Raw genomic sequence first — 13,818 nt, 5'->3', positions numbered from 1 at the left:
CCGACGCGCCCCCGCGAGCGGCCCCCGTCAGCGTTCGTAGACGATCCTGCCGTCCACCATCGTCATCGCGACCGGCACCTCGGGCAGGTCGGCCGGGTGCGCGTCCAGCAGGCTGTCGTCGAGCACGCACAGGTCGGCGACCTTGCCCGGCTCCAGCGAGCCCTTCCACGACTCCGCGCCCTCCTGCCAGGCCGGGGTGCTGGTGTAGGCGCGCAGCGCCTGGTCCAGGGCGAGCCGCTGGTCGCGCGCGCCCTCGACGGCCCACCGGGTGGCGGCCGCGGCCACGCCGTGCCGCCAGTCGGGGGTGAGCATGGGGGCGTCGGAGCTGAGGCTGAGCCGTACGCCGGCGGCCAGCGCGTCCCGCACCGGCCAGGCGTGCCCGAGCGCGGCCTGGCCCAGGGCGTCGCGCAGCATGGGGGAGGCGGCGGCGGCGATGCCCGGCTGGGTGGTCAGGCCGATGCCGGCCGCGGCCATCGTCTTGAGGGTGTCCGGATGCAGGACGTCGCCGTGGACGAGGTAGTGGCGTCGCCCGGGGGCTCCGGCCAGGGCGCGGGTGACCGTCCTGGTCGCGCGGCTGCCGGTGGCGTGCACCGCGACCTGGTGCCCGGCCGCGGCGGCGGTCTCGATCATGGTCGTCAGGGCGGTCTCGCGTTCGTCCTCCGAGCCGCCCTCGACCAGCGGGGCGCCGTGCGTGCCGTCCTCGTACGGCTCGTCGCTCCAGGCCGTGCGCATCGGCGGGATGCCGTCGGCGAAGATCTTCACCCCGGTCACCTTGAACCAGCCCGGCACCTCGGCGGGCGGCGTCAGGTCGCGCAGCCCGGCGACCAGGTCGGGCAGTGAGCTGCGCCCGTCCACCTCGGCGAACAGCAGCAGCGCGCTCACCCGCGCCTTGAGCTCGCCCCGCGCGGCCATCCCGGCGTACTCGCGCAGGACCTCGACGCCGAAGCGCCCGCCGCCGTCGTGCTCGCACGGGCCGAGGCCGGGCTCGGTGTAGCTGGTGATGCCCAGGGAGGCCAGCAGGTCGCCGGCGCGCAGGATCGCCGCCCGCCGCTCCTCCTGCTTGCCCAGCCGGGAGTCGGGGACGAGGTCGGCCGTGCCGGTCAGCCGGTCCAGCAGGAGGTCGGGCCAGCGCAGGCCGAGCCACGCGCCGTGCAGGTGGCTGTCGTTGATGCCGGGCAACACCGATCTGCCGCGCAGGCGCACGACCCGCGTCCCCGGGCCCACCATGGCCTGGACCTGCAGTGGAGTGCCGACCCTGACGATGCGTCCGTCCTTGATCGCGATGCCGGACGCGAGATGGCCGGCCGCGTTCATCGTGTGGACGACGCCGCCGGTCATGACCAGATCCGCCGACCTGTTGTCAGCCGCAGATTTCATATCCGCTCCGCTCTGGACACTCTCATTTCCATCCGCATAACGTACATGGAATCAGATACGATTTCGTGCCGGGAGGTGACGATGCCTCTACCTTTCGAGGCACGGCGCATCATCGATCGGGCCCCTCGCGGACCGGCGCACGCGCCGCCGGCCGCCGCGGCCGACGACCGCCGCCGGAGCCGCTGATGGGCGCTCCCGCGGACGACGTCCTCGACGTACGGGGCCTCAGCGTCTCCAGGGGAGAGGTGCCCGTCGTGCACGAGGTCAGCCTCGGCGTCGCGCCCGGCACGGTCACCGTGCTGCTCGGCGCGAACGGCGCCGGCAAGACCACCCTGCTCGACGGCATCGCGGGCCTGGCCCCCGCCGCCGGCACGGTCGCCCTCGCCGGCACGCCGCTGACCGGCCTGCCCACCTACCGCCGCGCCCAGGCCGGACTCGGGTACGCCGAGCAGGCCCGCACCGTGTTCCGCACGCTCACGCTGGAGCAGAACCTGCTGGTCTCCGGCGACGGCGACCCGGCCATGGTCTACGACATCTTCCCCGAGCTGGACCGCAGGCGCACCCTGCCGGCCGCCAACCTGTCCGGCGGCGAGCAGCAGATGCTCGTCATCGGCCGGGCGCTGATCGCCGGGCCCAAGGTCGTCCTCATCGACGAGATGTCGCTCGGGCTCGCGCCGGTCGTGGTCCGCCGCCTGATGGGCTCGGTGCGGGAGCTGGCCGAGCGGGGCATCGGGGTGCTGCTCGTCGAGCAGTTCGCCAACCTGGCGCTGGAGATCGGCGCCCGCGCGTACGTGCTGCGCAAGGGCCGGGTGGTCTTCGAAGGCCCGTGCGAGGAACTGCGCGGGGCGCAGGACCGGCTGCACGAGTTCTACTTCGGCGCCGTCACCGACGACGGCCTCGCCCGGGCGGCCGGCACGGAAGGCGGGAGCTGATGAACGCGCTGCTGAAGACCTGGGGTCCCGGGCTGGGGCTGGCCGTCGCGGCGTGCGCGGTGCTGCCCTGGGTGCTGCCGCCGTACTGGATCTACCTGGCGGTCGCGGCCGTGGTCAGCGGCGTGCTCATGCAGAGCTACGGCGTGATCGTCGGGCGGGCCGGGGTCATGTCGTTGTGCCAGATGTCGTTCGCGGCGATCGGGGCCTGGGTGGTGCTGCGGCTGAACCTGGCCGACGCGCCCGGCGGCTTCCTGCTGTGGCTGGTGCTCGGCGGCCTGGCGGCCGTGCCGGTGGGCGTCGCGATCGGGCTGCCCGCGCTGCGCATCCGGGGCGTCAACCTGGCCGTCGTCACGCTCGGCTTCGCCGTCTCCACCGACATCGTGCTGAACGCCAACCAGTTCCCCGGCACGACCGAGCTGAAGACGCTCGTCCGGCCGGAGCCCTTCTCCTCCGACGCGGCGTACTTCGTGCTGGCCATGGCCGTGTTCGTGCTGATCGCGATCGGCCTGGCGCTGGTCAACCGGACCAGGATCGGGCGGTCGTGGCTGGAGCTGCGGCACTCCGAGCGGGCGGCGGCGGCGCACGGCATCTCCGTGGCCCGCAGCAAGCTCACGGCCTTCGCCATCAGCGCGTTCATCGCCGGCATCGGGGGCGGGCTGATGGCGGGACAGCTCGGCCTCGTCGTCTCCGGAAACTTCGCGATGATGCAGTCGCTGGCGCTGTTCGCGGCCGCCGTGCTCATCGGGCCGCACAACACCGAGGGCGCCGTCCTGGGCGGCATCTTCGGCGCGGTCATGGCCACGGTCCTGGAGAAGCTGCGCCTGCCGCAGGACCTCGGCGGCATCCTGTTCGGCGTCATGGCGATCTTCGCCCTGCGCAGCGGGGTCAGCCAGACCGACTTCACCCGCGCCCGCCGGCGCGAACGGGCCGCCCGCCCCCTGCTGGAGGCCGCGTCCGCCGCGCCCGCCGCGGAGCCCGCCCCGCTTCCCCCGGCGGCGGGCGAGGGCAACGTGCTGGAGATCCGCGGGCTGAGCGTGCGGTTCGGCCAGGTCGTCGCCCTGGACGGGGTGGACCTGACCGTGCCCGCCCTCGGCGTCTCCGGCCTGATCGGCCCGAACGGCGCCGGCAAGTCCACGCTGATCTCCGCGGTCACCGGCTTCGCCGCCCGCTACGAGGGTTCCGTCGTGCTCGCCGGGCAGCCACTCGACCGGCTCAGCCCGAGCGTCAGGGCCCGGCGCGGGCTGCGCCGCACGTTCCAGACCACCGCCATCGCCCCGGAGCTGACGCAGGAGGAGTACCTGGCGATCGTCGCCGGGCGGCGCCTGCCCAGGCAGGAGACGGAGGAGGTGTTGCGCTTCTTCGGCTGCCCGCCCGGCGAGGTGCCGGTCTCGATCCTCGACGCGGGCACCAGAAGGCTGCTCGACGTCGCCGCCGTGATCGCCGCCAGGCCGAAGGTCGCGCTGCTCGACGAGCCGGCCGCCGGCCAGTCCGCCGCCGAGTCGCTGCGGCTCGGCCGCCGCCTGGCCCAGGTCCCGGCCCGCTTCGGCGTGTCGATCCTGCTGGTGGAGCACGACATGGATCTCGTACGAGCCGCCTGCGGCCAGGTCACGGTGCTGGACTTCGGGCACGTGATCGCCTCGGGGCCGACGCTCGACGTGTTGGACGCACCGGCCGTCAGGGCCGCCTACCTCGGCACCGTCTTGGAGGAGACATCGTGAAACGCGTACTCGTGGCCCTGCCCGTCCTCGGCCTGTTGACCGCTCTGACGGCCTGCTCCGGCGGCTCGGGCACCGACGGGCCCATCAAGGTCGGGGCCGTCAACGGCGTCACCGGCCTGTTCCAGACCCCTGAGGTGCCGCAGGCGGTCAAGGCCGTCTTCGAGGAGGTCAACAAGGCCGGCGGGATCAACGGCCGCAAGATCGAGCTGATCAGCAAGGACGACGCGATGAACCCGCAGCGCTCCACGGAGGCGGCGCGCGAGCTGATCGACTCCGAGGAGGTCGTGGCGTTCGTCGGCTCCTCCAGCGCCGTGGACTGCGGGCTCAACCGCGCCACCTACAGCAAGGCCCAGATCGTCTCGATCCCGGCCGTGGGCGTGGACCCGGCCTGCTTCACCAGCCCGAACATCGCGCCGGTCAACCCCGGCCCGTTCAAGCTGCTGACCGCGATGCTCTACTACGCCTCCGAGACGCTCAAGCACGACAAGGTGTGCCTGGCCTTCACCGTGCTGCCCGGCAGCGGCGGCGGCATCGACGCGGCCATCAAGGAGTGGAGCGACATCACCGGCAAGACGCTGACCGTCAAGGACACCTCGGTGGGACAGGGAGACCCGACGCCGTACCTGGTCAAGCTCAAGAGTGGCGGCTGCCAGGCGGTCGTCTACAACGCCCAGGTCGGGCCCTGGTTCGCCCAGGCCAAGACCCAGGGCATGCAGGACGTCGACTTCATCCTCATGGCCAACGCCTACACCGACGCCAACGCCGCCCTCATCCCGGCCGGCATGAAGGCCCAGGCGGGCACCGAGTGGCAGCCGTACACCGACGAGACGCTGCCGGGCAACGAGCGGTGGGCGAAGATCGTCAACGACAACAAGATCCAGAAGACCGCGTTCAGCCAGGGCGGGGTGATGGCGGCCGACGTGTTCGTCCAGGTCCTCAAGACGATCAAGGGGGACATCACCCGGGAGTCGGTGACCAAGGCGTTCAAGTCGATGCAGCCCATCACCTACCCCATGGTCGGCACGCCCTGGGTGTTCGGCCCCGGCCAGACGCACAACCCCATCGAGGGCAGCCGCTTCGTCAAGGCCGAGAACGGCAAGTGGACGGTGCTGCCCGAGGGCTTCATCGTCCCGAAGCGGAACGGCTGATGCTCGACTCCGTGGTCGCGGGCCTGACCAGCGGCGGCGTGTACGCGCTGCTCGGGCTCTGCGTCGTCCTGACCTACCGGCTCGTCGCGGTGGTGAACTTCGCGATGGCGGCCGTGGGCGCGATGGGCGCCTTCGTCATGGTCACCCTCACCGACGCCGGCCTGGACGTCTGGCTCGCGCTCCCGCTCGGGGCGCTGGCCGGCGGCCTGGTCTCGGCGCTGCTCGGCCTCGGCCTGGTGCGCTGGTTCGGCGAGCACGACCTGCGCACGAAGGCGGCCGTCACCGTGGCGGTGTTCGTCGCGCTGATGTCGGTCGGGCTGCGGCTGTTCGGCAACAACACCAGCGGCGCGCGGCGCTTCCCGCAGCCGTTCGACGCGCCCGCCTTCACCGTGGGCGAGGTGGTCGTGCCGCAGGCGGTGCTGGTGTCGTTGTCGTTCGCGGTGCTCATCACGGTCGGCGTGGGCCTGCTGCTCGGGCGCACCCGGGTGGGGTTGCGGCTCCAGGCGCTGTCGGAACGACCGGCCACCGCGCAGGTCGTCGGCATCCCCGCGCCCCGGCTCGCGCTGGCCGTCTGGGTGGCGATCGGCGCGGTCAGCACGCTGGTCATCGTCCTGGTCGCGCCGCGGCTCGGCGGCGACTTCTCCACGCTGGGCAACCTGGTCACGACCGCGCTGGCGGTGGCCATGGTGGGGGCGTTCAGCAGCCTGTGGCTGACGCTGGCCGGTGGGCTGCTGCTGGGCTGCCTGGAAGGGGTGACGGCCTCGCTGGAGGCGGTGCAGCAGTACCGCGGGGTGCTGCCGTTCCTGGTGATGGTGGCGTTGTTGTGGTGGCGCAGCCGCCACCAGGTCTGGGACTCGGAGGCCAACGTATGACGGTCAAGGTCCCCCAGCGCCAGATCGGCGCGCACGGCCCCGAGGCGTCGGTGTTGTCGCTGGGGTCCTGGCACACCTACGATCGGATGGACTTCGGCGCGGCCGTCGAGCTGCTGCGGCACGCCGTGGAGATCGGCGTCAACCTGTTCGACGTGGGCGTCTACGGCCTGCCCGGGCAGCGGCCGGTCTTCACCGACGTGCTCTTCTCGGCCATGGTCAGGGCCGCCGGCCTGGCCCGCGAGGACTACCTGCTCTCGGTCAAGCTCTGGCTCGACGACCATCCCGGGCGTCCGCTGCGCGACCAGCTCGAACGCGCGCTGCTGCGGGCCGGCACCGACCACGCCGACCTGGCCGTGGTCGGCGACGTGCACCGGGACGACCTCGACCTGCGCCGCCTGGCCCGCGAGCTGGCCGCGCTGGAGGCCGAGGGGCTGCTCGGCTGCTGGGGCGTCAACAACTGGTCGGCCACCTCGATCCTGACCATCCGCAACCACGCCCGCGACCTCGGCTCGCCGGGGCCGCAACTGGCCCAGCTCAAGTACAACCCGTGCCGCCGCTCGATCCCGGAAGGGGTGCCGTTCTCCGAGGTGTTCGACGCCGGCGTCTCGCTGCAGGCCAGCGACGTGCTCGAAGGCGGGCTGCTGGCGGGGAAGGACAGGCCCGCCCGGCCGGTCTTCCCCGACCCCGGCGGCGTGCGCGCGCGGGCCGCGACGGCCGCCGCCGGGCTGGCCGAGGTGGCGGCCGGGCTGGACGCGACGCCCGCGCAGGTGTGCGTGGCGTTCTGCCTGACCCATCCGGCGGTGGCCAGCGTGCTGTTCGGCGTCACGAGCACGGCCCAGCTCGCCGACAACGCGGGCGCGCTCGCCCTGCTCGACCGGGTCGGCGCGGCCCGGCTGCGCGAGCTGGCCGCGCCGTTCTGGGCCGACGCCGACACGGTGGACCCCGAAGGCCCCTGATGGTCTCACCACCGCGGCCGGGGAGACCGGCCGTGCCGGCTCAGCGGGGGGCCTGGACCAGCCCCGCCCCCAGGTCCGCGGTGTCGGCGTCCGGGACGAACACGTCCGTCGCGGCGGTCAGCAGCAACCGGCCGGTGACCGCAGCGGCCCGCGCGCGGTCGCTGCTCGCCCGCAGCTCCTGCCACCACAGCGCCGCCGCCCCGGCCACGTGCGGCGCGGCCATGCTGGTGCCGCTCTTGCTGGTCAGCCCGCCACCGGTACGGGCCGAGACCACGTCCACGCCCGGCGCGCACACCTGCGGGAAGGTGTTGGAGAAGCGCGCGACCCCCAGCCGCCCGGACGGCAGCCGCTGCACCGCGCCCACGGCCATCATGCCCTCGGCGGCCGACGGCAGCTCCGGCCCGACCTCGAAGTCCGGCCGCAGCTCCCGGTGGCTGGCGTTCCCCGTGGCCGCGACGACGATCGTGCCGGCCCCGAACGCCGCCCTGGCCGCGATCATCCGCATCAGCGAGTCGTAGAGCCGCAACGTGGCCCGGTACGACTCCAGCGCGATCGACGTGGCCAGGAACTGCGGCAGCCCGCGCTCCTCCAGCTGCCGCATGGCGGCCGGGAAGTCGATGCCGAGCGACATGGTGATGACGTCGGCGTCGTTCCCCAGCGCCCAGAGCAGGCCCTTGACCGTCTCGGCGGTCGAGCCCTTGCCGTCGTCGCCGAGCACCTTGCCGATCAGCGCCCGTTCCACGCCGGGCGCGACGCCGATGCGCATGCCGTCGACCGGGCGGCCGAAGACGGTGCCGGCGCAGTGGGTGCCGTGGCCGACCTTGTCGCCCCGGCCGGACCCGGTGAAGTCCTCCTCCACCAGCGTCATCCCGGTGAAGGCCGGGTGCGTGGCGTCGATGCCGGTGTCGAGGACGGCGACCACCGTCCCCGCCCCCGTACGGCTGGAGGCGTCGGCGCCCAGCGCCCGCACCCCCCACGTGACCTGCGCGCCCGCCTCCGCCTCCGGCGGCGGGGCGTCGACGTCCTCGGGCGCGCCCGGGACGGTGGTCGGCATCGGCCGGGCGACCGCGGCCACCGACGGGTCCCGCGCGAGGTCGGCCACCTCGCGCTTGCCGAGTCCGGTGACCTCGACGTGCGGCTCGCTCGGCGGCTCGGCCACGGCGGCGGCCCGCTCGAACGGCGCGGCCATGCGGGTCCTGCTCAGATCGCGCAACACGATGAACTGGTCGGCCATCGTCTTCCCCTCCCGGGAGTAGCCCACCCCTGTGATGTCAGGCGTACTCCTGCAGGGGTCGCCTGGCAACAGCCCGTGCTCGCCGGCCCGCGGCGAGCACGGCCACGATCGCCAGCAGCAGCCAGGCGGAGGTGAGGACGATCAGCCAGGTCCATCCGGCGTGGCCGTAGACGGCGCTGCCGGCCGTGCCGCCGGCGCCGCTGCCGAGGTAGTAGCACAGGGTGTAGATCCCGGCGGCGCGCCCGCGGGCGGCCGGCGGGGCCTGCGCGGCGACCCACGCGTTGGCCACGGCGTGCGCGGCGAAGAACCCGGCGGTCAGCACGGCGAACCCGGTCACGACCGCGGCCAGGGGGCCGAGCGCGGTCAGCGCCGAGCCGGCGGCCGTCACGGCCAGGGCGGCGACCAGGGCCGCCCGGCGTCCCAGGCGGTCGGCCAGCCGGCCGGCGGCGGCCGAGGAGGCGGTGCCGAGTGCGTAGGAGAGGAAGACCAGGGAGGCCGCGGCGGGGGAGAGCGACAGCGGGGGCGCGGACAGCCGGAAGGAGGCGGCGTTGTAGAGGGCGACGAACGCGCCGACGCCCAGCGCCCCCACCGTGTACGGCGCCAGCAGCGCCGTCCCGATCCGGCCGCCGCCCCCGGCCCGTGGGGCGCGTCCGGCGGGCTCCGGGGCGGGCGGCGGGGCGGGCAGCGGGGCGGGCAGCGGGGCGGGCTCCGGGGCGGGCAGCGTGCGGGCCGCGTACGCCGAGCAGAGCAGCGACCCGCCGGCCACCACCAGCAGCGCGCCCCGCCACCCCCACGGCCCGGCGGCGAACCCGGCGCCCAGCCGGCCCAGCATCCCGCCCACCGAGTTCCCGGCGATCATCACGCCCACCGCCCCGGCCAGCCTCGTCGCCCCCACCAGATCGGCCAGGTAGGCCGCCCCGACCCCGGCGAACCCGGCGACCGCCACCCCCTGCGCCGCCCGCATCGCCACCAGCACGGGGAACGTCGGCGCCAGCGGCAGCGCCAGCCCGATCAGCGCCGAGGCCAGCACGGACCACACGATCATCCGCCGCCGCCCGACGACCTCCGCCAGCGCGGCCAGCGGCAGCACCGCCACCGCCAGCGCCGCCGTGGCCACGCCGACGGCCAGCGACGCGCCGCCGGGGTCGAGCCGGAAGTCGGCGGCCAGCTGCGGCAGGACGGGCTGCGGCGCGTACAGCAGGGCGAAGGAGGAGACGCCGGCCGCCGCCACGGCCGGACCGGCCCGCCGGGTGCCGACTCGTTGAGCTTCGATGACCGCCACGCCTGGAAACGCTAAGCAAGGCTAATAAATACGTCCAATGCGGAAATAGACGATAATTCATGCTGTGGTGGATGAATACGAGCTCGTGGACGAGCGGCTGGCCGCCGGGCTGGCTCCCACGCTCGCCCTGCTGGCCGCCGTGGGGGAGACCGGGCACGTCACGCGGGCGGCCGAGCTGCTCGGCATGCCGCAGCCCACCGCCAGCCGCCGCCTGGCCGCGCTGGCCGACCTGGTCGGCGCGCCGCTCGTCGTCCCGTACGGGCGGGGCATCCGCCTGACCAGGGCCGGGCGCGTCCTGGCCGCCGCCTCCGGCCGGGCGCTGGCCACCATGGAGTCGGCCGCCCGCGAGGTGCGCGAGGAGATCGACCCCGGCAGCGGCCGGATCGTGCTCGGGTTCCTGCACCTGCTGGGCCGCACACTCGTCCCCTCGCTCATCCGGGGCTTCCGCGAGCACCACCCGGGCGTGCGGTTCAGCCTGGCGCAGGGCTCGCGTCAGGACATGCTGCGCGCGCTCGCCGAGGGCGAGATCGACCTGGTGTTCGTCGCGCCCCTGCCCGACGGCGACCCGGGCCTGGCCGGGCACCCGCTCGCCGACCAGGAGCTGGTGCTGTCCGTGCCGCCCGGTCACCGGTTCGCCGGACGCGCCCGGGTGCGGCCCGCCGAGCTGGCCGGGGAGGAACTGGTGACGCTCGAACACGGCTACGGCGTCCGCCAGATCACCGACGACCTGTGCGCGGCGGCCGGGTTCACGCCCAGGATCGCCTTCGAGGGGCAGGAGTCGGAGACCGTGCGCGGCCTGGTGGCGGCCGGGCTCGGCGTGGCCGTGCTGCCCCGGCTGACGCCCGCCGAGGGCGTCGTGCAGATCCCGCTGTCGCCCCCGGTGTTCCGGACGATCGGCGCGTGCTGGCCCGCCGGGGCCCGGCTCACGCCCGCCGTGCGCGCCTTCCTGGACCACGTGCGCTCCGGCGCGGCCGACGTCGGCCCGGGGTTGCGGCCCTGCCGACACCCGTCCTCGCAGAAGTAGTTGACGGCTCATCGATTCTCTATGGAGGATTCAGCTGCACACGCCCTTCTGCGGATGGGGACGACCATGCCTGCCGAGTCGTTCAACGCCGGCGTCCATCTCACCGACCGCCTGGTCGAGGCCGGGCACGGCGACCGCGTCGCCGTCACCGGGCCGCTGGGCGCCATGACCTACGCCCAGCTCGCCACGCACGTCGCCGAGCTGGCCGGCGGGCTGCGGGTGATGGGCGTGCGGCCGGAGGAGCGCGTGCTGCTCGTCCTGCCCGACCGGCCCGAGACGCTGATCACGATCCTGGCCGTGCTGCGGATGGGCGCGGTCGCCGTCCCCGTGCCGGCCCTGTACGACGGGGCCGAGCTGGGCGCGCTGATCCGCGACTCCAGGGCGCGGGTCGTCGTCTCCGCGCCCGAGTTCGAGCCGGCCGTGCAGGAGGCGCTGCTGTCGGCGCCCGAGGTCGTGGCGCTCGTGCTCACCGACGCGAGCCAGGCCCCCGGCCACGTCGCGCGCATCGCCACCGCGACCGGAGGGGGCCCGGCGGCGGCGGTCGAGCCGGGCGTGCCGGTCTGCCTGTGGTCGGACGTGCTGGAGGCCGGCCGGGGCGCGACCGGCTCGTACGACACCTGGCCCGACTCGCCCGCGCTGTGGCTCTACACCGCCGGCACCACCGGCGCGCCCAAGGCGGCCATGCACCGCCACGGCGCGCTGCGCGACGTCTATGAGGGGTTCGGGCGGCAGGTGCTCGGCGTGCGCCCCGAGGACAGGTGCCTGTCGGCGGCCCGGCTGTCCTCCGCCTACGGGCTCGGCAACTCCCTGATCCTGCCGCTGGCCGCCGGCGCGACCACGATCCTCGACCCCGCCGCGCCCACCCCGGCCGGCGTGGCCGAACGCCTTCTGGCCGAGCGCCCCACCCTGTTCTTCGCCAGCCCGTCGTTCTACGCCGCGCTGCTGGCCGCCGAGGCCCCGAAGGACGCCTTCGCCTCCGTCCGCCTGGCCGTCGCCGCGGGCGAGGCGCTGCCCGCCGAGCTCCACCGCCGCTTCACCGGCCGCTTCGGCGTGGACCTCATCGACGGCCTGGGCTCGGCCGAGTCGCTGCACGTCTTCCTCTCCGGCCGTCCGGGCCGGGCCCGCCCCGCCGGCTCGGGCGCCGTCGTGCCCGGCTACGAGGTGCGCCTCCTGGACGACTCGGGCGCGCCCGTCCCCGACGGCGAGCCCGGCCACCTGTACGTGCGCGGCGACTCGATCGCCACCGGCTACTGGTGCCGCACCGCCGCCACCCGCCAGGCGTTCCAGGGCGAGTGGCTGCGCACCGGCGACACCTGCGCCCGCGACGCCGACGGCTCCTACCGTTTCCTGGGCCGCTCCGCCGACCTCATCAGGACGGGCGAGGCCTGGGTGTCCCCCCTGGAGGCCGAGGCCCGGCTGCTGGAGCACCCCTCGGTCGCCGAGTGCGCGGTGGTCGCCCACACCGGCGCCGACGGGCCGGACCGGCCGGTCGCCTGCGTGGTGCCCAGGCCGGGCCGCCCGATCGACGCGGGCGAGCTGATCGCGTTCTGCCGCGCGGGCCTGGCTGCCGACCGGTGCCCGCACGAGGTGCTGGTGCTGGACGAGCTGCCGAGGACGGCGACGGGCACGATCCAGCGCGCGGTGCTCCGGCAACTGGCCGCCGACCTGCTCGGCAAGTGACCGGACCCCGGGGGCTCAGAAGGCGTCGCGCAGCTCGCGCTTGAGCACCTTGCCCGAGGCGTTCTTCGGCAGCGCGTCCACGAACACCACGTTCTTGGGCGTCTTGAAGGCGGCCAGCCGCTCGCGCAGGAACGCGTTGAGCTCGGCGGCGGTCAGCCCCGCGCCCTCGCGCAGCACCACGGCGGCCGTCACGGCCTCGATCCACCGCTCGTCCGGGACGCCGAACACGGCCGCCTCGGCGACCGCCGGATGCTGGTAGATGACCTCCTCCACCTCGCGGCTCGCCACGTTCTCGCCGCCGGACTTGATCATGTCCTTCTTCCGGTCGACCACCGACAGGTAGCCGTCGGCGTCCATGACGCCGAGGTCGCCGCTGTGGAACCAGCCGCCGCGGAACGCCTCGGCGGTCTTGTCCGGGTCGTTCCAGTAGCCGAGCATGGCGTGCGGGCTGCGGTGGACGATCTCGCCGACCACGCCCGGCGCGACCGGCCGGTCCTCGTCGTCGACGATCCTGGTCTCGACGTTGAGCGCGGGCCGCCCGGCCGAGCCCAGCCGGGTCAGCTGCTCCTCGGGACGCAGGATGGTGGCCAGCGGCGCCATCTCCGTCTGGCCGTAGAAGTTGAACAGGCGCACGTCCGGCAGCCGGGCCGAGATCTCCTTCAGCACCTCGACCGGCATGATCGAGGCGCCGTAGTAGCCCTTGCGCAGCGAGGACAGGTCACGGCGGTCGAAGTCGGGGTGGCGCAGCAGGGCGATCCAGACCGTGGGCGGGCAGAACAGCTTGGTCGCGCGCTCGCCCTCGATGGTGGCCAGGATCGAGGCCGGGTCGGCGCCCGGCAGGATCAGGTTCGTGGCGCCCAGGTAGATGCCGGGCGTCAGGAAGCAGTGGAGCTGGGCGCAGTGGTAGAGGGGCAGCGCGTGCACCTCGACGTCGTCGGAGCTCATCTCGCCGTCGACGACGCAGCTCACGTACTGGGCCAGCAGGCTGCCGCTGGACAGCGTGGCGCCCTTGGGCCGGGACTCGGTGCCGCTGGTGTACATGAGCTGGATCGGGTCGTCGGCGGCGATCTCCACCTGCGGCTCGGCGTCGTCGCCGCGCCAGGTGGAGAAGGACTCCCAGCCCTCGGCCGCGCCGATCACGCCGCGCACCCGCACCGCGGGCCCGGCCGCGGCCTCGGCCACCGGCAGCAGCGCCTCCTCCGCCAGCATCCCGGTCGCGCCGGAGTGCTCCAGGATGTAGGCCACCTCGCGCGGCCCGAGCATGAAGTTGATCGGCACGGAGATCGCGCCCAGCCGGGCCAGCGCGAAGTAGGCCACCACGAACGCGTGGTTGTTATGGCTGAACAGGGCGAACCGGTCGCCCTTGGCCACGCCGCGCGCCGCCAGCGCGTTGGCCGTGCGGTTGACCTCCAGGTCGAGATCGGCGTAGCTCTGCCGGACGTTGCCGTAGATCACGGCGGTCTTGGCGGGGAACCTGGCGGCCGAGCGCCGCAGGAGGTCGCCGATCGTGTGCTGGCGCGTGGTCATGCTGGGCACCCCCATGCCGAATGATGTTCGGCGATCGTACCCGACGAAGGAGGCGCCCGCCGACCCCC

The 13,818-nt window shown here is 74.2% G+C and carries 11 protein-coding genes; 7 read left to right on the top strand and 4 right to left on the bottom strand.

Annotation, left to right across the window (positions count from 1 at the left end; genetic code table 11):
- Window positions 1–27 precede the first annotated feature (27 nt).
- Window positions 28–1,377, bottom strand: coding sequence for an amidohydrolase family protein (locus AB0J76_RS24245; protein ID WP_352327513.1), 1,350 nt, complete (start codon window positions 1,375–1,377; stop codon window positions 28–30).
- 185 nt (window positions 1,378–1,562) lie between these two features.
- On the opposite strand from AB0J76_RS24245, the gene AB0J76_RS24240 reads away from it, so the two are divergent.
- From AB0J76_RS24240 to AB0J76_RS24220, 5 genes are read left to right on the top strand one after another with little or no spacing between them, the layout of a single operon-like run.
- The gene (locus AB0J76_RS24240) at window positions 1,563–2,309 is read left to right on the top strand and encodes an ABC transporter ATP-binding protein (RefSeq protein WP_352327512.1); all 747 of its coding nucleotides are present in this window, start codon (window positions 1,563–1,565) and stop codon (window positions 2,307–2,309) included.
- The gene (locus AB0J76_RS24235) at window positions 2,309–4,027 is read left to right on the top strand and encodes an ATP-binding cassette domain-containing protein (RefSeq protein WP_352327511.1); all 1,719 of its coding nucleotides are present in this window, start codon (window positions 2,309–2,311) and stop codon (window positions 4,025–4,027) included. The genes AB0J76_RS24240 and AB0J76_RS24235 overlap by 1 nt, the downstream gene beginning before the upstream one ends.
- Entirely contained in the window at window positions 4,024–5,175 is a 1,152-nt protein-coding gene (locus AB0J76_RS24230) for an ABC transporter substrate-binding protein (protein WP_352327510.1), read from the top strand. The genes AB0J76_RS24235 and AB0J76_RS24230 overlap by 4 nt, the downstream gene beginning before the upstream one ends.
- The gene (locus tag AB0J76_RS24225) at window positions 5,175–6,047 is read left to right on the top strand and encodes a branched-chain amino acid ABC transporter permease (protein WP_352327509.1); all 873 of its coding nucleotides are present in this window, start codon (window positions 5,175–5,177) and stop codon (window positions 6,045–6,047) included. Before AB0J76_RS24230 ends, AB0J76_RS24225 begins: the two co-directional genes overlap by 1 nt.
- Window positions 6,044–7,003, top strand: coding sequence for an aldo/keto reductase (locus tag AB0J76_RS24220; RefSeq protein ID WP_352327508.1), 960 nt, complete (start codon window positions 6,044–6,046; stop codon window positions 7,001–7,003). The genes AB0J76_RS24225 and AB0J76_RS24220 overlap by 4 nt, the downstream gene beginning before the upstream one ends.
- A gap of 40 nt (window positions 7,004–7,043) precedes the next feature.
- Here AB0J76_RS24220 and AB0J76_RS24215 read toward each other — a convergent pair whose 3' ends face one another.
- Window positions 7,044–8,237, bottom strand: coding sequence for a S8 family serine peptidase (locus tag AB0J76_RS24215; protein WP_364390520.1), 1,194 nt, complete (start codon window positions 8,235–8,237; stop codon window positions 7,044–7,046).
- A 37-nt stretch (window positions 8,238–8,274) separates the two neighbouring features.
- On the bottom strand, window positions 8,275–9,519 hold the full coding sequence (locus AB0J76_RS24210; RefSeq protein WP_364390518.1) for an MFS transporter: 1,245 nt from the start codon (window positions 9,517–9,519) through the stop codon (window positions 8,275–8,277).
- 64 nt (window positions 9,520–9,583) lie between these two features.
- Between AB0J76_RS24210 and AB0J76_RS24205 the strand changes: the two genes are divergently transcribed.
- On the top strand, window positions 9,584–10,543 hold the full coding sequence (locus AB0J76_RS24205) for a LysR substrate-binding domain-containing protein (RefSeq protein WP_352330530.1): 960 nt from the start codon (window positions 9,584–9,586) through the stop codon (window positions 10,541–10,543).
- 66 nt (window positions 10,544–10,609) lie between these two features.
- Window positions 10,610–12,223 (top strand): benzoate-CoA ligase family protein, encoded by a 1,614-nt coding sequence (locus AB0J76_RS24200; protein WP_352330532.1) that lies wholly within the window; start codon window positions 10,610–10,612, stop codon window positions 12,221–12,223.
- A gap of 15 nt (window positions 12,224–12,238) precedes the next feature.
- Here AB0J76_RS24200 and AB0J76_RS24195 read toward each other — a convergent pair whose 3' ends face one another.
- Entirely contained in the window at window positions 12,239–13,750 is a 1,512-nt protein-coding gene (locus AB0J76_RS24195; RefSeq protein ID WP_364390516.1) for an acyl-CoA synthetase, read from the bottom strand.
- Window positions 13,751–13,818: the final 68 nt, after the last annotated feature.

Origin of the sequence: Nonomuraea sp. NPDC049624 (genome assembly GCF_040675255.1) — a bacterium.
Lineage (GTDB): Bacteria > Actinomycetota > Actinomycetes > Streptosporangiales > Streptosporangiaceae > Nonomuraea.
This window is presented reverse-complemented; position numbering and strand designations above follow the sequence as displayed.